Origin of the sequence: Rehaibacterium terrae (assembly GCF_014202935.1) — a bacterium.
GTDB lineage: Bacteria > Pseudomonadota > Gammaproteobacteria > Xanthomonadales > Xanthomonadaceae > Rehaibacterium > Rehaibacterium terrae.
The window spans coordinates 95,215-120,479 of record NZ_JACHHX010000003.1; the positions used below are offsets into that span (position 1 = coordinate 95,215).

Annotated in this window: 14 protein-coding genes and 1 pseudogene; 6 read left to right on the forward strand and 9 right to left on the reverse strand. The window is 70.7% G+C overall.

Annotated elements, in window-relative coordinates; genetic code table 11:
* The first annotated feature begins 16 nt into the window (after positions 1-16).
* From HNQ58_RS02960 to HNQ58_RS02970, 3 genes are all read left to right on the forward strand, one after another.
* A complete protein-coding gene (locus HNQ58_RS02960; RefSeq protein WP_183947299.1) occupies positions 17-1,546 on the forward strand; it encodes a tryptophan halogenase family protein in 1,530 nt (509 codons plus the stop codon).
* Between the two features lie 110 nt (positions 1,547-1,656).
* Positions 1,657-3,573 carry an alpha-amylase family protein gene (locus HNQ58_RS02965; protein ID WP_221301123.1) on the forward strand — a complete coding sequence of 639 codons (1,917 nt, stop codon included), beginning with the start codon at positions 1,657-1,659 and terminating at the stop codon, positions 3,571-3,573.
* Positions 3,570-5,963, forward strand: coding sequence for a glycoside hydrolase family 31 protein (locus tag HNQ58_RS02970; RefSeq protein ID WP_183947300.1), 2,394 nt, complete (start codon positions 3,570-3,572; stop codon positions 5,961-5,963). Before HNQ58_RS02965 ends, HNQ58_RS02970 begins: the two co-directional genes overlap by 4 nt.
* Positions 5,964-6,275: 312 nt before the next feature.
* Here HNQ58_RS02970 and HNQ58_RS02975 read toward each other — a convergent pair whose 3' ends face one another.
* Both HNQ58_RS02975 and HNQ58_RS02980 read right to left on the reverse strand, forming a co-directional pair.
* Positions 6,276-6,524 carry a hypothetical protein gene (locus HNQ58_RS02975; protein ID WP_183947301.1) on the reverse strand — a complete coding sequence of 83 codons (249 nt, stop codon included), beginning with the start codon at positions 6,522-6,524 and terminating at the stop codon, positions 6,276-6,278.
* 889 nt (positions 6,525-7,413) lie between these two features.
* On the reverse strand, positions 7,414-10,104 hold the full coding sequence (locus HNQ58_RS02980; RefSeq protein ID WP_183947302.1) for an alpha-amylase family glycosyl hydrolase: 2,691 nt from the start codon (positions 10,102-10,104) through the stop codon (positions 7,414-7,416).
* Between the two features lie 360 nt (positions 10,105-10,464).
* On the opposite strand from HNQ58_RS02980, the gene HNQ58_RS02985 reads away from it, so the two are divergent.
* Entirely contained in the window at positions 10,465-13,188 is a 2,724-nt protein-coding gene (locus HNQ58_RS02985) for a TonB-dependent receptor (protein WP_183947303.1), read from the forward strand.
* 317 nt (positions 13,189-13,505) lie between these two features.
* On the opposite strand, the gene HNQ58_RS02990 is transcribed toward HNQ58_RS02985, so the two are convergent.
* Positions 13,506-14,732 (reverse strand): cation:proton antiporter, encoded by a 1,227-nt coding sequence (locus HNQ58_RS02990; RefSeq protein WP_183947304.1) that lies wholly within the window; start codon positions 14,730-14,732, stop codon positions 13,506-13,508.
* A gap of 210 nt (positions 14,733-14,942) precedes the next feature.
* Here HNQ58_RS02990 and HNQ58_RS02995 point away from each other — a divergent pair, with 210 nt between their 5' ends.
* Positions 14,943-16,439, forward strand: a complete 1,497-nt coding sequence (locus HNQ58_RS02995; RefSeq protein WP_183947305.1) for an MFS transporter — start codon at positions 14,943-14,945, stop codon at positions 16,437-16,439.
* A gap of 8 nt (positions 16,440-16,447) precedes the next feature.
* Positions 16,448-17,656, forward strand: a pseudogene (locus tag HNQ58_RS03000) (alpha-amylase family glycosyl hydrolase); the annotation flags it as partial.
* 325 nt (positions 17,657-17,981) lie between these two features.
* Here the strand turns inward: HNQ58_RS03000 and HNQ58_RS03005 are convergent.
* The 6 genes from HNQ58_RS03005 to zwf form a co-directional block, all read right to left on the reverse strand.
* Positions 17,982-19,130: a LacI family DNA-binding transcriptional regulator gene (locus HNQ58_RS03005; protein ID WP_246416900.1), complete on the reverse strand. Its 1,149-nt coding sequence runs from the start codon at positions 19,128-19,130 to the stop codon at positions 17,982-17,984.
* Positions 19,131-19,211: 81 nt separating this feature from the next.
* Complete coding sequence (gene eda, locus HNQ58_RS03010; RefSeq protein WP_183947307.1) at positions 19,212-19,865, reverse strand: bifunctional 4-hydroxy-2-oxoglutarate aldolase/2-dehydro-3-deoxy-phosphogluconate aldolase; 654 nt, start codon at positions 19,863-19,865, stop codon at positions 19,212-19,214.
* Positions 19,862-20,863, reverse strand: a complete 1,002-nt coding sequence (gene glk / locus HNQ58_RS03015; protein ID WP_183947308.1) for a glucokinase — start codon at positions 20,861-20,863, stop codon at positions 19,862-19,864. Before glk ends, eda begins: the two co-directional genes overlap by 4 nt.
* A gap of 3 nt (positions 20,864-20,866) precedes the next feature.
* Positions 20,867-22,687 carry a phosphogluconate dehydratase gene (edd, locus tag HNQ58_RS03020; RefSeq protein WP_183947309.1) on the reverse strand — a complete coding sequence of 607 codons (1,821 nt, stop codon included), beginning with the start codon at positions 22,685-22,687 and terminating at the stop codon, positions 20,867-20,869.
* Positions 22,687-23,391, reverse strand: coding sequence for a 6-phosphogluconolactonase (pgl, locus tag HNQ58_RS03025; RefSeq protein ID WP_183947310.1), 705 nt, complete (start codon positions 23,389-23,391; stop codon positions 22,687-22,689). Before pgl ends, edd begins: the two co-directional genes overlap by 1 nt.
* 79 nt (positions 23,392-23,470) lie before the next feature.
* Entirely contained in the window at positions 23,471-24,937 is a 1,467-nt protein-coding gene (gene zwf, locus HNQ58_RS03030) for a glucose-6-phosphate dehydrogenase (RefSeq protein ID WP_183947311.1), read from the reverse strand.
* Positions 24,938-25,265: the final 328 nt, after the last annotated feature.

Below are 25,265 nucleotides of genomic sequence, written 5' to 3' on the forward strand. Positions count from 1 at the left end.
CCAACGGAGAAGAGTGATGGACGATCGACGCATCCGGAAAACCGTCATCGTTGGCGGCGGCACTGCCGGCTGGATGACCGCGGCGGCGCTCTCGCGGCTGTTCGAACGGCAGTTGGAGATCGTGCTGATCGAATCCGACGAGATCGGCACGGTCGGCGTCGGCGAGGCGACGATTCCGCAGATCCGCCTGTACAACGCCATGCTCGGCCTCGATGAGAACGAGTTCGTCCGCCGGACCCAGGGCACCTTCAAGCTCGGCATCGAGTTCGTCGACTGGCTGCGCCCGGGGCATCGCTACATGCACGCCTTCGGCGGCGTCGGCGGACGCGACCTCGGGCTGGTGCCGTTCCACCACTACTGGCTCAAGCTGCATCGTCGGGGCCATGCCGGCCCGCTCGACGACTACACCTTCAATGCCGTCGCCGCGCGACGCGGCAGGTTCATGCGCGGCGCCGACGTGTCGGACTCGCCGCTGTCGAACGTCTTCCACGCCTTCCACTTCGACGCCGGACTGTACGCGCGCTACCTGCGCGGCCATGCCGAGGCGCGCGGCGTGCGGCGGTGCGAGGGCAGGGTGGTCGACGTGGCGCTGCGCGCCGAGGACGGCTTCATCGAAGCGGTGACGATGGACGACGGCACGCGCATCGAGGGCGAGCTGTTCATCGACTGCTCGGGCTTCCGCGGCCTGCTGATCGAGCAGGCGCTCAAGACCGGCTACGAGGACTGGAGCCGCTGGCTGCCCTGCAACCGTGCGCTCGCCGTGCCCTGTGCCTCCGGCGGCGAGCTCACGCCTTACACGCGCTCGACCGCGCGCGCCGCCGGCTGGCAGTGGCGGATCCCGCTGCAGCACCGGATCGGCAACGGCTACGTCTACTGCAGTGACCACATCGGCGACGACGAGGCCGCGTCCGTCCTGCTCGCCAACCTCGACGGCGAAGCGTTGGCCGACCCGCGCCCGCTGCGTTTCGTCACCGGCATGCGGCGCCGGTTCTGGCACCGCAACTGCGTCGCCATCGGCCTGTCCAGCGGCTTCCTGGAGCCGTTGGAGTCGACCAGCATCCACTTCATCCAGTCGAGCATCGCCAAGCTGGTGCAGTTCTTCCCGGACCGTCGCTTCGCGCCGGCCGACATCGATGCCTACAACCGCCTCACCCGGTTCGAGTTCGAGCGCAGCCGCGACTTCCTGGTGCTGCACTACAAGGCCACCGAGCGCGACGACTCCGAGTTCTGGCGCCGTTGCCGCGGGATGCAGATCCCCGAGACGCTGGCCGACAAGATCGAGCTGTTCCGCAGCGGCGGCCGCATCCTTCGCGAGCGCGAGGAACTGTTCACCGAGGTCAGCTGGCTGCAGGTGATGGTCGGCCAGGGCATCCTGCCGGCGGCCTGGCACCCGATGGTCGAGCTGCTGTCAGACGAGGAGTGCGAGCGCATGGTCGAAGGCGTGCGCCGCGTGCTGGAGAACGCCGCCGGGGTGATGCCGACGCATGCCGACTTCATCGCCCGGCATTGCGCGGCCGAGCCGGCCGGACAGCGGGTGCCGGCGTGAGCCACGGCGTGGGTGCATGGACCAATCCGCCGCGCCGCGCCGCCTGCACGGCCTGGCCGCACGACGCCTGTCCCGGCATCGCGCCGCGGAGGCCCGACGAGGACGCTGCCATGAGTTCACCCCGTATTCCCGTTTCGAGCGCCACCCCGCCCCGCCGGCCATGGCTGCCGATGCTGCTGGCCGTCGCGCTGGCCGCCTGCGGCCGCGGCGGGCCAGCGCCCGAGACCGTGCCCGAGGCCGCCCCAGGGACCGGCGGGCGGCCGGTGGTCTACCAGGTCATGACCCGCCTGTTCGGCAACACCAACACCACCAACACGCCCTGGGGCACGATCGAGGAGAACGGCGTCGGCAAGTTCGCCGACTTCACCGACACGGCGCTCGCCGGCATCCATGAACTCGGCGTCACCCACCTCTGGTACACCGGCGTGCCGCACCACGCGCTGGTGCGCGACTACACGGCATATGGCATCGCCGACGACGATCCCGACGTGGTCAAGGGCCGGGCCGGCTCGCCCTACGCGGTCAAGGACTACTACAGCGTCAATCCCGATCTTGCCGTCGATCCGGCGCGCCGGCTGGAGGAGTTCCGCGCACTGGTCGCCCGCACCCATGCGCACGGCATGCGCGTGATCGTCGACATCGTCCCCAACCACGTCGCCCGCGGCTACCGCTCCACGACCCGGCCCGCGGCTGTGCGCGACTTCGGCGAGGACGACGACACCACGGTCGAGTACGCGCGCGACAACGACTTCTACTACGTCGTCGGCACGCCGTTCGAAGTCCCCGTCTGGCCCGAGGGCTACCTGCCGCTCGGCGGCGAGCCGCACCCGCTGGCGGACGGAAAGTTCGACGAGAATCCGGCCAGGTGGACCGGCAATGGCGCGCGCAGCCACCGCCCGGACTTCGACGACTGGTACGAGACGGTCAAGATCAATTTCGGCGTCCGCCCCGACGGCAGCCACGACTTCGACCGCCTGCCGCCCGACTACGCCGAGCGGGACGCTGCTGCCCATCACGCCTTCTGGCAGGGCCGCGACGTGCCCGGCAGCTGGGTCAAATTCCGGCAGATCGTCGACCACTGGCTCGACCAGGGCGTCGACGGCTTCCGCTACGACATGGCCGAGATGGTGCCGGTGGAGTTCTGGAGCTACCTCAACAGCCACATCAAGCAGCGCCGTCCCGACGCCTTCCTGCTTGCCGAGATCTACAACCCGGCTGAGTACCGAAATTACCTGCGGCTCGGCCTGATGGACCACCTCTACGACAAGGTCGATCTTTACGACGGTCTCAAGGCGGTGATGCAGGGCAAGGCCGAGACCGACAGCCTGCCGCCGATCCGCGACGCGCTGGCCGACATCGACACGCGGCTGCTGCGCTTCCTCGAAAACCACGACGAGCAGCGCATCGCCAGCCCCGAGTTCGCCGGCGACGCGCGGATGGGGCGTCCGGCGATGCTGGTGACCGTGGCGCTCGGCCGCTCGGCGACGCTGCTGTACTTCGGCCAGGAGGTCGGTGAGCCCGGCGCGGGTGACGCCGGTTTCGGCAAGGCCAGCCGCACCACGATCTTCGACTACTGGGGCGTGCCCGCGCACCAGCGCTGGATGAACGGCGGCCGCTTCGACGGCGGCGCGCTGAGCGAGGCCGAGCGTGGGCTGCGCGCGTTCTACGCGCGGCTGTTGCGACTGTCGGCCGAACACCCTGCGCTGCGCGGCGACTACGCCGACCTGCACGCGTACAACCGCGCCCACACGCCCGGCTACGACGGCCGCCTGTTCGCCTTCGCGCGCTGGCAGGGCGAGCGGCGCTTGATCGCCGTCGCCAATTTCTCGGCCGGGCGCGACTACGCCATCGACCTCGCCCTGCCGCCCGCCCTCGTCGCCGCCTGGCGGCTCGGCGACGGCCGCCATGCCGTCCACGACCTGCTCGGCGCGCCACTCGACAGCGCGCTCGTGGTCGAGGACGGCCGGGCGCGGCTGTCGCTGCGGCTGCCGCCGCACGCCGCCCAGCTGATCGAGATCGCCCCATGAGGTTACGGCTCCGCCTGCTGCTTCCGTTCACCCTCGTCCTCGCCGCACCCGCGTGGGCGGCCGATTACGTCGCCCACGCCCTGCGCGACGACAGCCTGCACATCGAAACCAGCGACGGCGCGCTGCGCCTGAGCTTCCGCGGCGCCGAGGCGATCGAGGCGCACTACCGGCCCGAAGGCCGCAAACAGCTGCCCTCGTTCAGCCTGATCGACACCGCGCCGGTGCCGGCGACGCTCGACGTGCGCGACGACCGGCTGGTCTACGACAGCGGCCGCCTGCGCGCCGTCGTCCACAAACGCCCGTTGCGCATCGAATACCTGCGCGGCGACACGCCGCTGCTGGCCGAGGAGGCCGGCCTGTTCCACCACGAGACGCTGCGCGGCTTCCGCTTCCGGCTCGCGCCCGACGAGAAGCTGCTCGGCGCCGGCCAGCGCGTGCTCGGCATGGACCGCCGCGGCCACCGCCTGCCGCTCTACAACCGGCCCCACTACGGTTACGGCAGCCGCTCCGAACAGATGTACTTCAGCCTGCCGGCGGTGCTGTCCAGCCGCAAATACCTGCTGCTGTTCGACAACAGCGCGCGCGGCCACATCGACCTCGGCAAGACCGAGCCCGACGTGCTGCAGTTCGAGGCGGTCGCCGGCCGCACCGGCTACCTCGTCGTCGCCGGCGACAGTTATCCGCGGATCATCGAGAACTACGTCGCCGTCACCGGCCGCCCACCGCTGCCGGCACGCTGGACGCTCGGCAACTACGCCTCGCGCTTCGGCTACCGCTCCGAGGCGCAGGCGCGCGAGGTCGTGCGCCTGTTCCGCGCGCACGACATCCCGCTCGACGCGCTGGTGCTCGACCTGTACTGGTTCGGCCCCGACATCCAGGGCCACATGGGCAAGCTCGACTGGGACCGCGAAGCGTTTCCGGACCCCGAAGGCATGCTGCGCGACTTCGCCGCCGACGGTGTGCAGACCATCCTGGTCACCGAGCCTTTCGTCCTCACCACCTCCACCCGCTGGGACGAGGCCGTGCAGGCCGGCGTGCTCGCGCGCGATCTCGCCGGCAAACCGAAAACCTTCGACTTCTACTTCGGCCACACCGGCCTGATCGACGTGTTCGATCGCCGCGCCGCCGACTGGTTCTGGGCCATCTACCGCGGGCTGACCGCGCAGGGCGTCGCTGGCTGGTGGGGCGACCTCGGCGAACCCGAAGTGCATCCGCACGACACCCTCCACGCCATCGGCAGCGCCGACGAAGTACACAACGCCTACGGCCACGAATGGGCGCGGCTGGTCTACGAAGGCATGCGCGCCGACTTCCCCGCGCGCCGCCCGTTCGTGATGATGCGCGCCGGCGCGCCCGGCTCGCAGCGCTACGGCATGGTGCCGTGGACCGGCGACGTCGAGCGCAGCTGGGATGGCCTGGGCGCACAGGTCGAACTGGCGCTGCAGATGGGCCTGTTCGGCTTCGGCTGGATCCATTCCGACCTCGGCGGCTTCGCCGGCGGCGAGCGCTTCGACCGCGATCTGTACCTGCGCTGGCTGCAGTACGGCGTGTTCCAGCCGGTGTTCCGCCCGCACGCCCAGGAGCACATCGCGCCCGAGCCGGTCTTCCACGACCGCCGCACCCGCGCCCTCGCCCGCGAGGCCGTGCGCCTGCGCTACCGCCTGCTGCCCTACCACTACACCCTGGCCTGGCAGCACGCCCGCACCGGCCTGCCGCCGATGCGCCCGCTGTTCTTCGAGGACGAATCCGACCCCGCCCTGATCGATCGCCACGACGGCTACCTGTGGGGCGACGCCTTCCTGGTCTTCCCCGTGGTCCGCCCGCGCGTGAGCGTGCTCGATGTCGAACTGCCGCGCGGCGTGTGGTTCGACTTCCACGGCGGCTGCCGCTACGAGGGTGGCCGACGGCAGCGGCTGCCGGTGCGGCGCGAAGCGATCCCGGTGCTGGTCCGCGCCGGCGCCTTCGTGCCGATGATCGAACCGGTCGCCACCACCCGCGACTACCGCAGCGACCGGCTCGAACTGCACTACTGGGCCGATGCCGGCACCCCGGCCGCCGAAGGCCGGATGTACGAAGACGACGGCCACAGCTTCGGCGCCCACGACAGCGACGCCCACGAACTGCTGCACTTCGCCGCCGAGCATGGCGCACAAACCCTCACCGTGCGCCTGCGCCGCGAAGGCGGCCACTACCCCGGCCGCCCCGACACGCGCCGCATCACGCTGGTGGTGCACGGCTGGGCGCAGGCGCCGCAGCGCGTGCAGCTCGACGGCCGGCCGCTGGCCGATGCCGACCTGCGCTACGACGCCCGACGCCGCGAACTGCGGGCGAGCTTCGACTGGCACGGCGAGGCGGCAGTGGTCGCCATCCGCCAACCCGACGCCGAATGAATCGGCTGTCCCCGCCAAGGTGGCCGCCGAACACCACCGCGTCGCCTTCGACGCCAATCACATCAGCCATCGCATCCCTTCCGCCATCCGCGCCTTGACACCGCACCGCGTCGCAACGCAGCACGCGACGCATGGCAAACATGACGGTCCCCGAAGCAATCAAGCCGATGACGCTTCCGGCCGACCGCGGCCGCTTGAACGACGGGCTCTGCTTCGGCGGATTTCATGATCACCCGGGCCAGCGCGCCCACCCCAGGGTCGGATACACGACTGCAACCGATCCGGTTTGCCTGCGTCAGGTGCTCGCGACCGCTACTTGCGGGAGGAGTCCATACATGAACTGTTAGGCGCCTGATCATCGCCGCTGCCCTCGGTCTTGCGCGACACGCCAAGCAGCTCCGCGAAGCCATTGCACAGCACGCCGAGCAGAAGAAGTACGACGCCGACACCAGCCGCGATCTCCGAAAGGCTCTCGCGTAGGACCATCGAAGCCAAGAGAAAGACACCACCGATGATGATGAGCCTCTTGGCCTGCTCAGGTGTTGGGAGAAAGTTTTTCATCGCGCGGAGTCTCGATTGGGTGGCGCCCAACGCCTGAATTAAGCCGCGCCGCGAAGCGGCGTCGGCTTGAATGAATTGTTAGCGCTCAGCCCGCTAAGCAAGCAGATGTGCATAAGCAGAGCCTACCGACACGACGAGCAGTGATGCGCCAATGAAGAAGCAAACGCAGCTTGTCCAGAACAAGCGCCAAGTGCAAGCACTGAAAGGATCCGGATTACAGCCAAACAGCTTGAGCGGAGGCTTGCCCCGCACTTTGCGGGCAGTAAGCCGAAAGTCGATGAGTCTGCTGAGCACAGTGGCGCAACTGCAGAAGGCTGCAACAACGAGAAGCAGTAGAGACGCAGCGAAAGCCCACCGGAAGAAGCCGGCAATAGCGAACTCGGGCCTCTGCAACAACGCCAGGCCCGCACCCAAGCCAGCAACGGAAAGGCCAGATACGAGAGTGACAGCAACCGATAGCTGCGTGATTGCGAGGCCTTGCCAGCGGTTGAACCTGACGTCTGCCATGATCTTGCCCTTGAGCGCTAACTAGTTTTCGACGTCAAAGTGACGTGTAGCACTGACGTGCAACGCCGTGCCCTCACGCCCGCGCGCAGGAAATTTCCTGCCCCGGTCAGCGACATGCTGCCGATCATGACGCGTAATCCTGAGGCTTGGGATTGCCATCGGTTTCCCCTGTCGGCGAGGCGCTGATGGCACCCTACAACGCGCCGGATGGGTCGGCAATCGGGTCTGCGCGGGCGTATTGCGCTTCGTTGGCGGGGGCGGGCGGGTGCGCCGGCATGCTTTCCCTGCGGGGCCGAGGTGGCCCGGATGATGCGCGGCGGAATCCGGGAGTGCGGCCGTTGCGCGCCCCGGATTCCGGCCGGCCTTCATTCGGGCGATGTGTCTATTCGCGGGGAATGACGAGCTGCAGGTCGTCCATCACCAGCGGGTCGCGGTTGCCGTCGCCGCCGCCGAAGGCGTGCGGGCCGGGTTCGTCGTGCAGGGGGCGGTAGCGGCCGTCGTAGTCCCAGGTGGTGATGTGGATGCGCGCGCCGGCGAGCGTGGGCGGGTGGCCGAGGGCGGCGGCGGGGAGGGTGAGGCGCAGGGTGTCGGCGTCGCGGTCGATGTCGATGCGGGCGCCGACGGCGACGGGGCTGCCTTCGTGTTCGGCGCTGGCGCCTTCGGCGGCGAACAGGGCGTTGCTCCAGCCGCCGACGCGCAGGCGGTAGTGCCAGCGCATGCCGGCGGGCAGCTCGGCGTTCTGCAGCGGCATGACGGTGGCGCCGCCGTCGCGGTCGGGCAGTTCGATGAAGACGGTGAAGGCGACGTGGTCGAAGCCGTGCGGCGGGTTCCAGCTGGCGGTGAGGCGATGCATGCGCAGGTCGAGCCGCAGCGAGCCGCCGGAGGTGGCCGCGAGTGCGCCGCGCAGGTCGAGCTGGCGCGCGTCGCCCCAGCTCGGGTCGGTGGGGTAGCGGTAGTCGCCGCGCGGGCCGCTGTCGTCGCCGGCCGGGTCTTCGATGTCGGCGACGACGGTCCATTCGCGCTGCACGCGGAAGCGGCGGATGGCGGAGACGGCCGCCGGCTGCCCGGACCAGGCGACGAGGCTGTGTTCGATCGCCGGGTCGATCATGCTTGCGGTGGCGATGGTCGCCTGCCAGCGGCCGTGGCGGTCGGGGCGTACGGTTTGCGCGTTGGCGAGGTCGCCGTCGACGACGAGGTGGAAGCGGTCGAGGCCGGTCGCGGTGCCGGTGACGGTGAGGTCGGTGGCGATGATGGGCGTGGCGTCGCTGTCGTCCGGCGTGGCGTGGGCAGACGGTGCTCGTGCGCGGATGCCGGGCGAGGCCGGCGGGGGCGGTTCGGTCGATGCGGTCGGGGGTGTGCGTCGCTTCGCCGTGCCCTCACCCCAACCCCTCTCCCGGGGGGAGAGGGGCTTTGGCTGGAATGGCGGGATTGGATCGAGCGTGAGCCGGGCGGTGGACGGCGGCGGGATTTCGCCACGGCCGTCGACGCGCCAGACCAGGCCCGCACGCGGCGGCAGGCGCAGCGTCAGGCGGCCGTCGGCGCCGACGATGAGCGGCGCGGCCTCGCCGTCGATGGCGAACAGCGGCGCAAGCCGGGTGCCGGCGGGCAGGCCGGTGGCGAGGTTGGCGAGCAGGGTGTCGGTGTCGGCGCTGTTGAAGACGACCAGTGCGGTGTCGCCGGCGTGGTCCATGCGCCAGGCGAGCGCGCCCGCGGCGGCGGCACTGGCGGCGAGCACGGTCGGCGTGCCGCGCGAAAACACGCGGTGCGCGCGGCGCAGGGCGGTGGCGCGCTGCAGGTAACGATACAGCGGCGCGTCGGTGTCGAAATGGTCGCGGCCGCCGGAGGCGTGGCCGCCGGCGAACATGGCACGGCGCGGTTCGGTGAAGCCCTGCTCGGTGCCGTAGTAGATCGTCGGGATGCCGGGCAGGGTCATCAGCATCAGCAGGCCCTGCTTCAGCCCGGCCTCGCTGCCGCCGGCGAGGAAGCGGTCGACGTCGTGGTTGTCGATGAAGCTCGGCATGCGGTGCGGGTCGGCGTGCACGCGCATCATGCTGTCGATGCGGTGGGCCAGTTCGGCGGGCGGGCGGCCGCGCGCGAACACGTCGAGTGCGCTGCCGTAGAGCGGGAAGTTGATCATCGACGACAGCAGCGGCCGACCGTCGGCGTCACGCACGTAGGTTTCCAGCTTGCGCGCGTTGGCGTCGTCGTAGGCGCGGTCGACGCCGAAGCCTTCGCCGAAGGCGATGAAGCCGGTGCGCCCGGTCTGCCGCGCGACTTCCAGCATGCCCGGATGCTCGGCGTCGCCGGCATGCATGAAGTCGTGGAAGAAGTCCGGCTCGACGTGGTACGCGGTATCGACGCGGAAGGCGTCGACGCCGACTTCGCGGATCCAGTGGCCGTAGCTTTCGCGCAGCGCGCGGCGCACCAGCGGGTTGCCGGTGGCGAGGTCGTCGAGGTCGGCGAGCGCGAAGGTCAGCTCCTGCTCGCGATCGGCGAAGTCGGCGATCGGCGGCGTCCAGTGGTAGACGCCGGCGGCGCGGTGCGCAGGGTCGCGCGCGTCGCTCAGCGAGAACGGCCATTGCGTCGGCGCCGGCACCGGGCGCGCGTCGGGATTGGGCGCGTAGTGGCGGGCGGGGTCGGCGCGCTCCCAGCCGTCTCGGTAGCTGAAGAAATTGCCGGTGTGGTTCACCACCACGTCCTGGATCAGGTACATGCCGGACGCGTGCAGCGCATGCGACAGCGCGCGGTAGTCGTCGAGCGTGCCGTAGTGGGCGTCGACCTTCATGAAGTGCTCGGCCCAGTAGCCGTGATAGCCGCCGTAGCCCAGGGCGCCGTCCCACCACTGGTTGGCGACCGGCGGGGTGATCCACAGCGCGGTCGCGCCGAGGCCGCGGAGGTAGTCGATGCGGCGGGCGAGGCCGCGCAGGTCGCCGCCGCTGTACTTGCGGTGGTCGGCGGGGTCGTATTCGCCGGCGCCCTGGTCGTTGTTGGACGGGTCGCCGTCGTCGAAGCGGTCGATCAGCGCGAAGTAGACGATCTGGTCGCGCCAGTCGGGCGAGGGGACGTGGAGCATCGGCGTGGCCGATGCGCCCGCGACCCACGCCAGGCAGGGGGCGAGCAACAGGGCGTGGAGCGGGCGCGGCGCGGGGAGGCCGGTAGTCGGATGGCGCATGCCGGGATCGCCTCGGTCGGTGCCGGCGCGACGGCGGGCGTCGGCCGCGCGGATCGGAAGCAGCAATGCGTCCCATTAAAGCCGCGAATGCGGGCGCGGCGTGCGCCGGGGTGAGCGGCGTCCGGCTGAATACGTATGCAGTCTCCGCCATGCCGAAAGCGCCACGGCTACCATCGCCTGCGTCCGGTGGACCGTTCGGTTTCCGGCGTGCCGGGCCGATCCGAGCCCGCCTTAGACAACACGAAGTGGGGAGGGGAAACAGTGAAGCTCAAGCGCAACATGCTGAGCATGGCGTTGGCGTCGGCCTTGCTGACCATGGCGGCCGGCGTCCAGGCGCAGGACGACACGCAGCCGGCGGCCGACGAAACCGCGGCCGACGAGGCGGCGAAGCGGCGCAAGCAGGGCGAGGGCGAAGCAGTCAAGCTCGACTCGTACGAGGTCACCGGCTTCATGCGCAGCATCGAGAAGGCGGTGCTGATCAAGCAGGAGTCGAACTCGATCGTCGAGGCGATCTCGGCCGAGGACATCGGCAAGCTGCCCGACATCAGCATCGCCGACTCGATCTCGCGCCTGCCCGGCCTGACCGCGCAGCGCGTCGCCGGCCGCGCCTCCACCATCAACATCCGCGGCCTGGCGGGCGACTTCTCCACCACCCTGCTCAACGGCCGCGAGCAGGTCAGCGCCGGCGACAACCGCGGCGTCGAGTTCGACCAGTATCCGTCCGAGCTGATCTCCGGCGTGCTCGTCTACAAGACGCCCGACGCCACCCTGCCCGCGCAGGGCATCTCCGGCACCGTCGATCTGCGCACGGTGCGCCCGTTGAGCTACGTCGGCCCGCGCTTCTCGGTGAACGCGCGGCTGGAACAGAACTCCCTGGGCGAGCTCAACGACGGCTTCGGCGACCGCGGCAACCGCCTGTCCGCCACCTACATCGACAACGGCTTCGCCGACGGCCGGGTCGGCCTGGCCATCGGCATCGCCCGGCTGGATTCGCCGGGCCAGTTCAGGGAATGGGAGGCCTGGGGCTTCCCGACCGCCACCATCAACGGCAGCGAGGCGCTGGTGCTGGGCGGCAACAAGATCAAGGCCGGCTCGGTCGACAACGTGCGCACCGGCGTGATGGCGGTGCTCGAGTTCGAGCCCAACGACGTCTACCGCGGCGCGATCGACGTCTACTACTCCAAGTTCGAGCGTGCTGAAACCACGCGCTGGCTGGAGTTCGGCCTGGGCTGGTCGGGCGCGACGCTGAGCAATCCGCAGGTCGAGAACGGCATCGTGGTCGGCGGCAGCTGGGCCGGCGTGCGGCCGGTGGTGCGCACCGACCTCAGCGAGTTCGACGACAAGCTGTTCGCGATCGGCTTCAACAACCAGTTCAAGTTCAACGACGACTGGCGCGGCATCGCCGACTTCAGCCTGTCACGCGCCGACCGCAACCAGGAGATCCTGGAGGTCTACGCCGGTGCGCCGACCGGGGACAACGCGCAGTTCACGCTCGACCCGCGCAACGGACCGGCGCGGTACCAGTTCGGCTTCGACTACGGCGACCCGGCGCGGATCGGCCTGACCGATCCGGGCGGCTGGGGCCAGGACGGCTATGTGAAGTACCCGAACATCGACGACAAGCTGCGTTCGGCGCGGCTGGCGGTCGAGCGCAGCTTCGTGGACGGCCACCTGAGCGGCATCGAGGCCGGTGTGCACTATTCCAATCGCGAGAAGAGCCGCGAGTCGGACGAGTTCTTCCTCGATCTCAAGGATGCCGACTTCGTGGCGATCCCGCCCGAGCTGCTGGGCCGTCCGACCCGTGCGGCCTTCGCCAACACCAACATCATCGCTTACGACACCCGCGCGGTGGTCGCCCGCTTCCACAATTTCCGGCCCAATCTGTGCCGCGACTGCGCGGCCAAGAACTGGACGGTGGAAGAGGAGATCGTCACGCCGTACGTGCAGTTCAACATCGACACCGCGATCGGCTCGGTGCCGGTGCGCGGCAACTTCGGCCTGCAGTACGTCGATGTCGACCAGGAGTCGACCGGCTTGGGGGTGATCGGCGGCGATGGCAGCCGCACCACGGTCACCCACGACGGCGACAAATACAGCAACGTCCTGCCCAGCCTGAACCTGGCCTTCACGCTGCCGCACGACCAGTTCATCCGCTTCGGCGCCGCCCGCCAGCTCGCCCGGCCGCGCATGGACCACATGCGCATGTTCGCCGACTACGGCATCGACACCACCAAGGGCATCTGGAGCGGCAGCGGTGGCAACGCGCGCCTGCGGCCGTGGCAGTCGGACAGCTTCGACCTGTCGTACGAGAAGTATTTCGGCTACACCGGCTACGTCAGCGCCGCCGTGTTCCACAAGGACCTCAAGACCTACATCTACGAGGCGGTCAACACGCAGTTCGACTTCAGCATCTTCGACCTGTCGGCGTTCACCGGACCGAACCGGCCGGCCTCGACGATCGGCGAGTTCCGCCAGCAGGTGAACGGCGAGGGCGGCAGCATCAACGGTTGGGAGTTCGCCGCTTCGCTGCCGATCGGCGAGTGGGTCGCGCCGCTGCAGGGCTTCGGCCTGATCGCCAACTACTCCGACACCCGCAGCTCGATCCAGCCGAACGGGCCGGGCACCACCCAAACCCTGCCGGGCCTGTCGCGCTACGTGAGCAACGTCACCGCCTATTACGAGCGCGGCGGCTTCTCCACCCGCGTCAGCCGGCGCGCGCGCTCGGACTTCCGCGGCGAGATCCAGGGTTTCGGCGCCGACCGCGAGACGCAGTTCATCCGCGGCGAGGCGATCGTCGATTTCCAGATCGGCTACAGCTTCGCCGAGGGCAGCGCGCTCACGGGCATGACCGTGCTGCTGCAGGTGAACAACCTCACCAACGAGGAGTACCGCGAGTTCTTCCGCGATCCGGGCGTGGTGGACCGGCCGCGCAAGTTCGTCGAGTACGGGCGCACCCTGCTGGTGGGCGTGAACTACAAGTTCTGAGCACCAAGTCGGGAAGTGGAACCACCCGCCGGCGGCGACGCCGGCGGGTTTTTTTTCGTCCGTGGGCGGCGGCGCGCCAGCGGCGCGAGCGGGACACCGCCGCGGCCGTCGTGCGCAGAGCGCAGGCTACACGGCAGGCGTGGGCGACAGCGGAGGCGCGCTCTTCTCCCTCCCCTTGAAGGGGAGGGCTTGAAGTCGCAGCCGTCGGCCGGCGCAGGGTGTGCGCCATCCTCACGGGTGGGACACCGCCACAGCAGTCGTGCGCAAAGCGCACGCTGCACGGCATCGCTTCCGTCCGCTTCGAGGGGCCGGGGGCGTTACCGCTCGGCGGTCGCCGGCGCCGTGTGCGCGCCGGTGGGCACGCCGGACAATCGGGCCAGCCGCGGCGCTGCCATCGGGATCGCCAGCATCGTGCTGGCTACCGCCATCAGCAGCAGGGCGGTGAAGGTCTGGCCGCCGATTACGCCGCGGTCGAGCAGGATGTTGGCGAACACGATCATGATCAGCGCCTTGGTCTGCAGCAGCCAGCCGATCAGCGCGGCCTCGCCGCGACGCCAGCCGAGCAGCCGGCCGGCCAGGTGCACGCCGGCGAGCTTGCCGCCGACGCAGGCCGCCAGCAGCAGCGCCGCCGCGGCGAAGATCGCCGGCCCGCCCAGCGACCATTCGGTGCGCAGGCCGGTGGAGAGGAAGAACACCGGCATCGCGATCAGCAGCAGGTGGTGGCGCAGCAGGTCGAGCCGGTCGCGGCCGAACCAGCGGCCGTCGAGCACCGCGCCGGCGAGGAAGGCGCCGACCATGTAGTGCAGCCCGGCCCAGTCGCTGGCGAAGCCGCAGGCGGCCAGCCAGATCACGCCGACGAACCAGCGGTCGGCTTCGGGCAGGCGCGGCAGTGCGCGCCGCACCAGCCACGTGGCTGCCGCGAAACCGACCAAGAAGCCGGCCTGCCGGCCGAGCCGCTCGAAGTCGAGCAGGATCAGCGCCAGCACGGCCCAGATGGCGATGTCGTCGAGGCTGGCGTAGCGCAGCACGCGCTGGCCGAGCGGGCGGCGCAGGATGTCCAGCTTCTCCATCAGCAGGATCAGGATCGGCAGCGCGGTCACCGCGCAGGCCATGCCGATGCCGGCGACGAATTGCCACGGCGCGGCGGCGGCGCCCATCCAGCCGGGGTCGTGGGCGAGCAGCACCAGCGCCGCGCCGGCGCCGGCCAGCAGCGGTGCGCCCAGCGCCAGGCCGGCGGTGATCGCGCTCTCGCGGCGCTCGGTCCAGGCTTCGCGCAGGTCCAGTTCGAGCCCGGCCAGCCAGACGAACAGCATCACCGCCCAGGCGGCGATGCCGTCGAGGGCGAGGATCACCTCGGGGTTGAAGACGAAGGCGTGGTAACCGGGAAAGACCGCGCCGAGCACGCCCGGTCCGAGCGCAATGCCGGTGAGGATCTGCACCACCACCAGCGGCGCCCAGTAGTCGGTCCGGCCGAGTCGCCAGATGGCGTAGGGCAGCGCCAGGATCAGGGTCATCGCGATCAGCAGGGTTTCGATCGTGCTCATGGGCGGACTCGGCGGCGGATCGGTGCGACGATGGCAGGTGGCGGGCGCGGGATGGCGTCCTGTGCGTCTGAATACGTATGCAGCGGCTGTCCGCGCCGGATGGGGCCACCTACCATCCGGCGCACACCCAAGAAAAAAACGCGCCGCGCGTCCGCCTGCCGGGCGATGCCGGACGCGACCGCCACCGCATCGGGGTCCTGGGAGGGATCGATGAACGTCAAACCCGCACTGTCGTTCTGGCAGATCTGGAACATGTGCTTCGGCTTCCTGGGCATCCAGGTCGGTTTTGCCCTGCAGAACGCCAACGTCAGCCGCATCTTCCAGACGCTGGGTGCGGAGATCGACACGATTCCGCTGTTGTGGATCGCCGCGCCGCTGACCGGCCTGATCGTGCAGCCGATCGTCGGCTACTGGTCGGACCGTACCTGGACCCGGCTCGGTCGCCGCCGGCCGTACTTCCTCTACGGCGCACTGTGCACCTCACTGGCGCTGCTGTTCATGCCGAACTCGCCGACGCTCTGGGTCGCCGCCGGCCTGCTGTGGATCATGGATGCTTCGATCAACGTCTCGATGGAGCCGTTCCGCGCCTTCGTCGCCGACCAGCTGCCGCCGAAGCAGCGCCCGACCGGCTATGCGATGCAGAGCTTCTTCATCGGCACCGGCGCGGTGGCGGCGAGCATGCTGCCGTGGCTGTTCGCACACTTCGGCGTGAGCAACGTCGCCGAGCCCGGGGTGATTCCCGACACGGTCAAGTACGCGTTCTATTGCGGTGGCGTCGTGCTGTTCCTCGCGGTCGGCTGGACCGTGCTGAGCACGCGCGAGTATCCGCCCGAGGCGCTGGCCGCCTTCGACGACGCACGGCCGGTCGAGCATGCCCCGCTCGACCTCGCCGCGACGCGCCGCAACGGCCTGCTCTGGCTCGGCGCCGGTGGCGCCGGCCTGGCGGCGATCGCCGGTTTCGGGCTCGACCCGCAGCTGTACATCCTGGCCGCCGGCCTGACCGTCTACGGCCTCGCCCTGCTGTGGCTCAGCCGCGGCGGCCAGGGGGGCATGTTCAGCACGATCATGGCGGACCTGCACGCGATGCCCGATGCGATGCGCCGGCTCGCGGTCGTGCAGTTCTTCTCCTGGTTCGCGCTGTTCGCGATGTGGATCTACACCACCGCGGCGGTGACCCAGGTGCACTACGGCACCACCGATACCGCGTCGGCCGCCTACAACGAGGGCGCCAACTGGGTCGGCGTGTTGTTCGGCGCCTACAACGGCTTCGCCGCGCTGGCGGCCCTCGTCATCGCCTGGATGACCCGCCGCCTCGGCCTGCGCCTGAGCCACCTGGTCAACGTCTGGCTGGGTGGCGCCGGCCTGCTGTCGTTCCTGTTCATCCGCGACCCGCAGTGGCTGCTGCTGTCGATGGTCGGGGTGGGCTTCGCCTGGGCCTCGATCCTGTCGATTCCCTACGCCCTGCTGTCGGACAACCTGCCGACCGAGAAGATGGGCGTGTACATGGGCATCTTCAATTTCTTCATCGTGATTCCGCAGCTGCTGGCGGCGGCGGTGCTGGGTTTCCTGCTCAAGACCTTGTTCGGCAACGAGCCGATCTACGCGCTGGCGATCGGCGGCGCGAGTCTGTTCGTGGCCGGGTTGTGCGTGCTGCGGGTGCGCGAGCCAGGCGTGGACGTGGTGCCGCTGGCGGCCGTGGCCAAGTGAGGGTGCCGATGCGCAAGACCGCGGCACTGCTCGCAACACTGCTGCTGGCCGCTTGCAGGCAGGGGGCGGCACCGCAAGCGCCGGAGTCGTTCTACGGCACACTGGAGCCGTTCGCGAGCGAGGCGGTGTACTTCGTCGTCACCGACCGTTTCGTCAACGGCGACCCGGACAACGACCAGCGCGACCAGGGCGGCGCGTTCCCGACCTTCGACCGGCCGATTCCCGGCCCCGACGGCGAGTCGGCGAACATCGGCTACCTCGGCGGCGACTTCAAGGGCATCGTCGACAACGCCGGCTACATCCGCGACATGGGCTTCACTGCGGTATGGATCACGCCGGTGGTCGACAACCCCGACGCCGCGTTCAGTGGCGGCAGGCCGGCCAGCTGGGGCAGCGCCTGGACCGACCAGGGCAAGACCGGCTACCACGGCTACTGGGGCGTGAACTTCTACAGGCTCGACGAGCACCTGCCCAGCCCGGGTCTGGACTTCGCCGGCTTCACCGCCGCGCTGCGCGCGCATGGGCTCAAGACCGTGCTCGACGCCGTGGTCAACCACGGCTCGCCGGCCTTCAGCATGCCGGAGCCGCAGCCGGAGTTCGGCAAGCTCTATGGCCGCGACGGCGAGCTGCTGGCCGATCACCAGAACCTGCACCCGAGCCGGCTCGACCCCGTCAACAACCCGCTGCACCGCTTCTTCCGCACCGAGCCCGACGTCGCCGAACTGGCCGACTTCGACCACGACAATCCGCAGGTGCGCGAGTACCTGATCGACGCCCATCTGTTCTGGATCGCGCAGGGCGTGGACGCGTTGCGGCTGGACACGCTCAAGCACGTGCCGCACGCGTTCTGGAAGGAATTCGCCGAGCGTGTCCGCGCCGAGCATCCGGGGCTGTTCATGTTCGGCGAGGCCTGGGACTACGACGCCGACGCCATCGCCAGCTACACCTGGCCGGAGAACGGCGGCATCAGCGTGCTCGACTTTCCGCTCAAGGGCGCGCTGGCCGAAATCTTCGAGCAGCCGGACAGCGACTACGCGCGCGTGGCCGAGGCCCTGCATCTGGAGCACGGCCCCTATCACAACCCCTACGAGCTGGCGACCTTCTACGACAACCACGACACGCCGCGCATGAACGCCAGCGACGAGGGCTTCATCGACGCGCACAACTGGCTGTTTACCGCGCGCGGCATCCCGGTCGTCTATTACGGTTCGGAGGTCGGTTTCATGCGCGGCCGCGGCGAGCACGCCGGCAACCGCAACTACTTCGGCCAGGCACGCATCGACGCCGCCGTCGGCCATCCGATCCGCGAACACCTCAAGCGCATCGCCACGCTGCGCGCGCAGTCGCCGGCACTGCAGAAGGGCCTGCAGCTCAATGTCGAGCTGGCCGGGCACCGCGCCGCGTTCTACCGCGTGTTCCAGCACGAGGGCGTCCACCAGATCGCGCTGGTGCTGCTCAACAAGGGCGACGAGGCGGCGGAGTTCGCGGTGCGCGACTACCTGCAGGCGGGCGAGTGGCGCGCCGCCTTCGGCGGCGAAACCGTCAACGTGTCCGCGGGCGAGGCGCTGACGGCGACCGTGCCGGCGCACGGCGTCGAGGTGTTTTTCCTGGATGCGCCGGTGAGCGAGCCGACGCTGCGCGCGCGCCTTGCCGAGCTGATGGCGAACCGCCTGCGCCGCACGAGCGGCGGATGACCAGTCGCGCCGGGAGCAGCCGGCTCTCGGCAGGCTCGTTGCGGATCAGCCGGAGCAGCGTCTCGACCAGCAGTTCGCCGGCGCGCTGGGTGTCCTGCAGCACGGTGGTCAGCGGCGGCTGCGCGAAGCGCGCCATCGGGATGTCGTCGAAGCCGGTCACCGCCACGTCCTCCGGCACGCGCAGGCCGTGGTCGGCCAGTGCCTGCATGGCGCCCATCGCGATCAGGTCGCTGGCGGCGAAGATGGCGTCGAACGGCTGCCGCCGCGCCAGCAGCGTGCAGGCGGCGGCGTAGCCGGCTTCCTCGGTACTGATGGCGTCGACCTGCAGCGCCGCCGGGGCGGACAGGCCGGCGGCGGCCAGCGCCTCGGCGTGGCCGCGGTAGCGGGCGAGGAATTCCGGGCAGTCCGGCGTGATGGTGCCGAGGAAGGCGATGCGGCGGCGGCCCTGGGCGACCAGGTGCGCGCCCATCGCCTTGCCGCCATCGTGGTTGTCGCAGCCAATCGAGATGCCGGGCTGGTCCGGCAGCACCGGTCCCCAGCGCACGAAGTGCGTGCCCTGCGCGACCAGCTTCTCCAGCTTGCTGCAGTAGGGCATGTAGTCGCCGTAGCCGAGCAGGATCAGGCCGTCGGCCTTGCGGCTGTCTTCGTAGTCGGCATGCCAGTCGTCGGAGAACTGCTGGAAGCTCACCAGCAGGTCGTAGCCGTGGCGGGCGCAGGCGCGGGTGATCGAGCCGAGCATGCTCAGGAAAAACGGGTTGATGTGCGATTCGTCGGGCGTCGGGTCCTCGAAGAACAGCAGCGCCAGCGTGCCCGACTGCTGCGAGCGCAGGTTGGAGGCGTTCTTGTCGACCTTGTAGTTGAGCTCGCGCGCGATCCGCTCGATGCGCTGGCGCGTCTGCGCGTTGACCAGCGGGCTGCCGCTGAGCGCGCGCGATACGGTCGATTGCGAGACACCGGCCCGGTAGGCGATGTCGAACGAGGTGGCCTTGCCTTTCATCCCGGCGGTGGGGTTGCCCTGGAGATCGCCGGCAGTGTAGCCCAGGGCGGGCGCCGGCATGGCGCGCCGTGCCGCCCGGGCTCAGCGCCGTGCCAAGGCCGCCGCCGCGCGGGCCAGGGCCTCGATGCGGGCGAAGTCGCCGGCGGCCAGGGCGTCGGCCGGCACCATCCAGGAGCCGCCGACGGTGATCACGTTCGGCAACGCCAGGTAGTCCGGCGCGCTGCGCGCGTCGATGCCGCCGGTCGGGCAGAAACGCGCCTGCGGGAACGGGCCGGCGAAGGCCTTGAGCGCGGCCACGCCGCCGGCCGCGGCGGCCGGGAAGAACTTGAAGCGGCGATGGCCGTGCTCCAGCCCGCGCATCAACTCGCTGGCGGTGGCGACGGCGGGCAGGAACGGGAGGTCGGCCGCGTCCGCCGCCGCGTACAGCGCCGGCGTGGCGCCGGGCGCGATGGCGAAGGTGGCGCCGGCGCGGGCCACCGCGTCCAGGTCGGCCGGCGAGAGCACCGTGCCGGCGCCGACCACGGCCTCCGGCACCTCGGCGGCGATGCGGCGGATGGCGTCCAGCGCGATGTCGCTGCGCAGTGTCACTTCCAGCACCGGCAGGCCGCCGGCGACCAGCGCGCGCGCCAGCGGCACGGCGTCGTCGAGGCGGGCGATCGCCAGCACCGGCAAGACCGGAGCGCGGACGAGGATGGCGTCGAGGGCAGCGGCCCGGGCATCGGTGGAGGCGGTCATGCGGAACCCTTGTCGTGGCGCTCTCGCAGCGCGACCGCCGCGCCGAGCAGGCCGGGCTGCGGATGGGTGATGAGCCGCACCGTCACCGTTTCGAGCAGGGCGGCGAAGCGGCCCTTGGCGAGGAAGCGCTCGCGGAAGGCGCTGGCGCGCAAGAACGGCAGGAAGCGCGGCACGATGCCGCCGGCGATGGCCACCGTGCGTGCGCCGTGGATCAGCGCGCAGTCGCCGGCGACGCTGCCGAGCACGGCGCAGAAGCGCGCCAGCGCGCGGCGGGCGACGGCATCGTGACCGTCGAGCGCGGCGTTCACTATCGAGGCCGGATCGCGCAGTGCGCCGTCCTGCACCGACACCGAAGGGTCGATCCCGCGCAGCGCCGCATCGATGTGCGACAGCCCGGCGCCGGACAGCAGGCGTTCGTTGGAGGCGCGGCCGAAACGCGCCGTCACCCAGCGCGCCAGCGTCTGCTCCTCCTCGCCTTGCGGGGCGAAGCCGACGTGCCCGCCCTCGGTCTCGACGACCTGCCAGCCGTGCGCGTCGTCGCCGACCAGCAGCGCCACGCCGAGGCCGGTGCCGGGGCCGAGCACGCTCACCGGCCCGCGCAGCGGTGCGTCGGTCGGGCCGTACAGATGCGTGCGCTCGTCGTCGGCCAGCCGTGGCACCGCATGGGCAACGGCGCCGAAGTCGTTGAGCAGGTGCAGTGCGTCCAGACCGAGCGCGCGCCGCAACGCCTCACGGCCGAATGACCAGGCGCGGTTGGTCAGCCGGATCTCGTCGCCGTCGACCGGGCAGGCGACCGCGATCGCCGCGCGCTTGGGCGTCGCCCCGACCTCGGCGAGGTAATGCTCGACGGCATGCTGCAGGCTGGCGAAGTCGGCCGCCTTCAGCGAACGCTGCTCGCGCAGCGCCGGTCGCGGCGGCGACAGGTCGGCCAGCGCGAAGCGCGCATTGGTGCCGCCGATGTCGGCGACCAGGGCGGGCGAGGTGTCACGGCTGGTCACGCCTCAGCCCTCCGCGAACAATGCGCAGGCGCCTTCCTCGGCCGAGCCGGTGTTGGCGCGCAGCAGGCCGAACAGCTCGCGGCCGAGGCCGAGGCGGTTGGGGGCGAGGTCGGGCGCGATGGCGTCGCGGGCGTTCCACGCGGCGGCGTCGACCAGGCCGTCGAGGGTGCCGGCCTCGGCGTCGATGCGGACGGTGTCGCCGTCGCGCAGCTTGCCGATCGCGCCGCCGCAGGCGGCCTCGGGCACGACGTGGATCGCCGCCAGCACGGTGCCGGAGGCGCCGGACATGCGGCCGTCGGTCAGCAGGGCCACGCGCTGGCCGCGGTTTTGCAGCACCGACAGCGTGGGCGTGAGCTTGTGCAGTTCGGGCATGCCGTTGGCGCGCGGCCCCTGGCCGCGGATCACGGCGACGAAGTCGCCGCTCAGCGTGCCGGCCTGGAAGGCGGCAAGCAGTGCGTCCTGCGAGTCGAACACCCGCGCCGGCGCCTGGATGATGCGGTGCGCGGGCGCCACCGCGGACACCTTCACGATGGCGCGGCCGAGGTTGCCGCTGAGCAGGCGCAGCCCGCCCTCGGCGTCGAAGGGCGACGCTGCCGGGCGCACGGTGTCCGTGTCCAGCGAGGCCGCCGGCGGATCGCGCCAGCGCAGCGTGGTGCCGTCCAGATACGGCTCGCGCGCCTGCGCGCGCAAGTCGCCGCCGTGCACGCAGCGGATGTCCGGATGCAGCAGGCCGGCGTCGAGCAGCTCGCGGATCACGAAGCCCAGCCCGCCGGCGGCGTGGAAGTGGTTCACGTCGGCGGCGCCGTTGGGATAGATCCGCGCCAGCAGCGGCGTGGCGCGGGAGATCTCGTCGAGGTCGCTCCAGTCGATGCGGATGCCGGCGGCGCGGGCGATGGCGACCAGGTGGATGGCGTGGTTGGTCGAGCCGCCGGTGGCGGCCAGCCCGACCATGGCGTTGACGATGGCCTTTTCGTCGACGCTGCGGCCGAGCGGCGTGTAGGCGTCGCCGAGCGCGGTGATCGCGCAGGCGCGCTCGGCGGCGGCGACGGTGAGCGCGTCGCGCAGCGGCGTGTTCGGGTTGACGAAGGCGGTGCCGGGCAGGTGCAGGCCCATCACCTCCATCAGCATCTGGTTGGAGTTGGCGGTGCCGTAGAAGGTGCAGGTGCCGGGCGCGTGGTAGGAGGCGGCCTCGGCGTCGAGCAGTTGCTCGCGCGTGGCCTTGCCCTCGGCGAAGAGCTGGCGGACGCGGGCCTTCTCCCTGTTCGGCAGGCCCGAGGGCATCGGGCCGGCCGGGATCAGGATCACCGGCAGGTGGCCGAAGCGCAGCGCGCCGATCAGCAGGCCAGGCACGATCTTGTCGCAGACGCCGAGCAGCACGGCGGCGTCGAAGGCGTCGTGCGACAACGCCACCGCGGTGGCCAGCGCGATGGTGTCGCGCGAGAACAGGCTCAGCTCCATGCCGGCGCGCCCTTGCGTGACGCCGTCGCACATCGCCGGCACGCCGCCGGCCACCTGCGCGGTGGCGCCGGCGTTGCGCGCGGCCATCCGGATCAGCGCCGGGTAGTGCTCGAACGGCTGGTGCGCCGAGAGCATGTCGTTGTAGGCAGTGACGATGCCGAGGTTGGGCGCGCGCGCTTCGCGCAGGCACGGCTTGTCGTCGCCGCTGGCGGCGAAGGCATGGGCGAGGTTGCCGCAGCTCAGGCGGCGGCGCGCCGGCGCGCGCTGCGCGGCGGCGTCGATCAGCGCGAGATAGGCGTCGCGGTCCGGGCGGCTGCGCTCGGCGATGCGAGCGGTGACGCGTTCGATGACAGGGTGCAGGGCCATCACGGGCTCCAGTGGATGTGCAGATGCGCCTGCGGTGCGTGCAGCAGCGCCGCGATCGGCAGGCGTTGCGGGTCGCGCGTGGTTTGCGCGTCGCGCAGCGCGGACAGTTTGCGCTCGCCGGTGATCGCCAGCCACGACGTGCGACTGCGCAACAGGCGCGCGGCGGTGAGCGAGACGCGCGCGAACGGCGCTTCCGGGGGCAGCGGATCGGGATGGATCACGCAGACGTCGTCGGCGTTGTCGAAGGCGAGCGCCTCGCCGAGATTGGTCGCGCCGGGGAACAGCGAAGCGAAATGGCCGTCGTTGCCCATGCCGAGCAGCACCGCGTCGAAATCGCCGCGGCAGTCGGCCAGCGTCAGTCGCGCCTGCGCGGTGTCGGGCACGTCGCCGGGCTGCGCCGGCACCAGCGCGCCGAGGCGGATGCCGGTCGCGTCGGCGAAGGCGGCGGCGAGTTCGCGCCGGTTGCTGGCGGAATGGTCGTGCGCCACCCAGCGTTCGTCGGTTGGTACGACGGTGACGGCGTGCCAGTCGAGGTTTTCCTTGGCGAGCCGACGGTAGATCGGCAGCGGCGTGCGGCCACCGGCCAAGGCGAGCAAGGCATGGCCGCGGGCGGCGATGGCGTCGCGGCAGATGCCGGCCAGCCGCGCGGCCAGCGTCTCGACCAGCGCGTCGCCATGATCGTGCAGGGCTTCGGTCCAGCTCATGAGGTGCTTTGCAGCCCCTCTCCCACCGGGAGAGGGAAGGGAAGCCCGGCAGCGCCGGTGATCGGGTGGAGACGCATCGTCACTCCCGCCAGCTGTGCCCGTGGCGTTCGGTCAGCACGACCGCACTGGCGGGGCCCCAGGTGCCGGCCGGGTAGGATTTCGGGGTCAGGTCGGCGTCACGCCAGCCGGCATGGATGCCGTCCACCCACTGCCAGGCCGCCTCAATCTCGTCGCGGCGCACGAACAGGGTGCCGTTGCCTTCCAGCGCGTCGAGGTAGAGCCGCTCGTAGGCGATGAAGCGGCGCTGCTCGGCGAAGGCATGGCGCAGGTCCAGGTCGAGGGCGACCTGCGAGAGCTTGACGCCGCCGCGATCCAGACCGGGCGTCTTGTTCATCAGCGCCAGCGCGATGCGCTCTTCCGGCTGCAGGGCGATCACCAGCGCGTTCGGCGCGACGCGCGCGCCGCCGCCGGCGAAGATCGAATGCGGGATGGCGCGGAACTGGATGTAGATCTCGGTGCAGCGGCGCGGCATGCGCTTGCCGGTGCGCAGGTAGAACGGCACCCCCGACCAGCGCCAGTTGTCGATGTGGGCACGCACGGCGACGAAGGTCTCGGTGCGGCTGTCGCGACCGAGCTCGTCGCGGTAACCGGGCACCGCCGTGCCGCCGACCGCGCCGGCCGTGTACTGGCCGGCGACGGTGTGGCTGGCCACATCGCCGCCGCGGAGCGGCCGCAGCGAGCGCAGCACCTTGATCTTCTCGTTGCGCACCGAGTGCGGCTCGAAGTGCGCCGGCGGCTCCATCGCGGTCAGGCACAGCAGCTGCAGCAGGTGGTTCTGCAGCATGTCGCGCAGTGCGCCGGCCTCGTCGTAGTAGCCGGCGCGGCCCTCGACCCCGACCGTCTCGGCGACGGTGATCTGCACCTGTTCGATGTGGCGCGCGTTCCACAGCGGCTCGAACAGGGCGTTGCCGAAGCGCAGCGCCAGCAGGTTCTGCACGCCCTCCTTGCCGAGGTAGTGGTCGACGCGGAACACCCGATCCTCGTCGAACACTGCTGCCACGCCATCGTTGATCGCGACCGAGCTGGCGAGATCGTGGCCGATGGGTTTTTCCAGCAGCACGCGCGCGCCGGGGTCGTTGAGACCGGCGGCGCCGAGCGCGGCGCAGATTGGCGCGTACCAGCGCGGCGCGGTGGACAGGTGGTAGGCAGCGCCGCCGCCATCGCGGGCAGCCGTGATGGTGCGGGCGAGCGCGGCCATCGCCTCGGGCGAGGAGACGTCGGCCGGCTGGAAATCCACGCGTTCGAGGAAGGCGCGCAGGCTGGCCGGATCGCGCTCGCCGGCCGGCGCGTGGCGCGCGATGGCGGCGGCGACCAGGGTGCGGAAACCCTCGCCGTCGAGCTCGCCACGCGCACTGCCGAGGATGCGCAGCGCCGGCGGCAGCAGGCCCTCGCGCTGCAGGCCGTACAGCGAGGGCAGCAGCATCCGCTGGGCGAGGTCGCCGGTAGCGCCGAAGATGGTGAGGTGGGTGGCGAGGGGGGCGGTCATGCACGGCATCCTGCGGACTGTCGGCAAGCCTACCGTTTTCGCCGCACCGTTCGTGGGGCGGCGCGCATTGCATTCGTTTGCAGCGTTGGCGGCGGTGTTCACGGCGCGTGAACCGGTGTGTGGCGGCGCGGGCGTAGAATCGACGCCGGCAGGCGGCGACTGCGGAGCGGGCGGCATGGGCCGGACGCGGCATGCGAGGCGATGGGGCTGGCGGGCGGCCTGGCCGCTCGCGCTGCTGATGTGCGCGCCGCTGGCGGCCACCGCAGCGCTTGCCGACCGGGACGGCGCCGGGAGTGGCGCGCCGGCCGGCAGCCTCGTGCCGGATGCC

Excerpts from the sequence above, each read along its gene's own strand:
- HNQ58_RS02960 (WP_183947299.1), top strand. The coding sequence starts at position 17 with ATGGACGATCGACGCATCCGGAAAACCGTCATCGTTGGCGGCGGCACT.
- HNQ58_RS02965 (WP_221301123.1), top strand. The coding sequence starts at position 1,657 with ATGAGTTCACCCCGTATTCCCGTTTCGAGCGCCACCCCGCCCCGCCGG.
- HNQ58_RS02970 (WP_183947300.1), top strand. The coding sequence starts at position 3,570 with ATGAGGTTACGGCTCCGCCTGCTGCTTCCGTTCACCCTCGTCCTCGCC.
- HNQ58_RS02975 (WP_183947301.1), bottom strand. The coding sequence starts at position 6,524 with ATGAAAAACTTTCTCCCAACACCTGAGCAGGCCAAGAGGCTCATCATC.
- HNQ58_RS02980 (WP_183947302.1), bottom strand. The coding sequence starts at position 10,104 with ATGCTCCACGTCCCCTCGCCCGACTGGCGCGACCAGATCGTCTACTTC.
- HNQ58_RS02990 (WP_183947304.1), bottom strand. The coding sequence starts at position 14,732 with ATGAGCACGATCGAAACCCTGCTGATCGCGATGACCCTGATCCTGGCG.
- HNQ58_RS02995 (WP_183947305.1), top strand. The coding sequence starts at position 14,943 with ATGAACGTCAAACCCGCACTGTCGTTCTGGCAGATCTGGAACATGTGC.
- HNQ58_RS03005 (WP_246416900.1), bottom strand. The coding sequence starts at position 19,130 with ATGAAAGGCAAGGCCACCTCGTTCGACATCGCCTACCGGGCCGGTGTC.
- eda (WP_183947307.1), bottom strand. The coding sequence starts at position 19,865 with ATGACCGCCTCCACCGATGCCCGGGCCGCTGCCCTCGACGCCATCCTC.
- edd (WP_183947309.1), bottom strand. The coding sequence starts at position 22,687 with ATGGCCCTGCACCCTGTCATCGAACGCGTCACCGCTCGCATCGCCGAG.
- pgl (WP_183947310.1), bottom strand. The coding sequence starts at position 23,391 with ATGAGCTGGACCGAAGCCCTGCACGATCATGGCGACGCGCTGGTCGAG.
- zwf (WP_183947311.1), bottom strand. The coding sequence starts at position 24,937 with ATGACCGCCCCCCTCGCCACCCACCTCACCATCTTCGGCGCTACCGGC.